Annotated in this window: 1 pseudogene; it reads left to right on the forward strand. The window is 75.9% G+C overall.

Features of this window, described 5'->3' with window-relative positions:
- Nucleotides 1-1,535: pseudogene (locus tag ACL03H_RS23825) on the forward strand (hypothetical protein); the annotation flags it as partial.

Genomic DNA, 1,535 nt, shown 5'->3' on the forward strand with positions numbered 1-1,535 from the left:
CGCGACCACCGGTTGCAGACCGTCGGCATCCCGCAGGGCGGGCTGCTCTACCCGGCGCCGGGCACCTCGGTGCGCGGCGCGGTCGCGCAGGCCCGCAACGTCTCGCCCGAGTACGCCGGGGTCGACCTGCTCATGGCCTCGGTGCGCCCGGACGAGCGGATCGCGCTGTGGGACGGCGGCGTCCTGGAGCCCGAGGCGTTCATCGAGTCCGCCACGAACCGCAACTACGGGCAGGACGTGCCGGGCGTGCTGGCCGTCTCCGGCGGCGGCAAGCTGTCGTGGTTGCCGGACCTGGTGGAGGGCACCGACTTCGGCATCATCACCACCTCCGCCCAGGTCTTCCACACCCCGGACGGCAGGCTGATCACCGGGCACCTGCAGGTCGGCGCCGACGGGGTCCAGCGCATCCAGCCCGACCGGGAAGGCTGGACCAAGCACGACTTCGAGGGAGCGCGCCCCAGCGGTCTCGCCGACCTGGGCCAGGCGCTCGCCGAGTTCGGGCACGACACCGGGACCTCGTCGCGGCCCGAGCCGGGCCGGATCACCGAGGCGCTGCCGGAGACCGCGCCCGAGCGGGGCTCCCGCCGCCGCCCTGCGCCCGACCCCGAGGACGTCGAGCCCCCGCGCCCGAGCCGCGCGGACGAGGCCCCCGGCCAGGACCGCTCGGCGCCCGAGACGGCCCCGCCGGAGCAGCCCCCGATGCGGTTCGATCCGCGTTTGCTGGAGTCGGGTGGGGCGCGTTCGGGTGTGTCGGCTGAGTTGCGGGCGCGGTTGGACGCGGCGCCGGTGGTGCAGCGTGGTCGGGTCCGGGAGTTGCCGGGTGGTGATGCGGTGCAGCGGTCGGCGTTCGAGGTGCGTCGGGCGTTGTCCGAGGACGGTGTGCTGGTCAGCGAGGCCACGATCCGCATCCGGCGCAGCGGTGCGGTCAGCCGGACCGCTGCCGACGCCGACTGGGCGCGGTTGGTGCAGGACGTGGACCAGCGGTTCAACCGGCCGAACCTGGTGCTGCCCAACGGTGATCTGCTCCGGGTCCGGGTGCTGCGCGCCGGGCCGGACGAGGCGCACCACTCGGTGACCCTCGCCCCGGAGGGGCGCACCGACCAGACCCGCTGGGCGCTCGGCGACCCGGACCGGGCGCGGGCCGTGGGTTCGATGCTCGGCCTGCCCGTCGAGCCCGACGTCGAGGGCAGCCTGATGGGCGTCCCCGACGCCGAGGGCCGCGCCGACCTGCGCGCTCGGCACGTCGAGATCGTCGGCCAGCACATCGGCGACGCCCCCGCGCACGCACCGGGACTCCTGGAGCCGCGACTGGCGGAGAGCCAGGGCCTCGTGGCGCGGCTGCGCGCGGCGGCGGACCTGCTGCGCAGGCACCTGGACGTCGACGCGCACCGCTTCACCGACGAGCAGCTGACGCGGTTCGCGCAGGTGGTGCGGGCTGCCGGCGCGACGTCGTTCACCGGGGCCCCGCTGGACGCCCTGCGCGCGGCCGCCGAGCAGGCCGAGCAGCACCTCCAGGAGGTCCGGCAGGCGTCGGT

This window comes from Saccharopolyspora antibiotica, assembly GCF_047200635.1.
GTDB lineage: Bacteria > Actinomycetota > Actinomycetes > Mycobacteriales > Pseudonocardiaceae > Saccharopolyspora_C.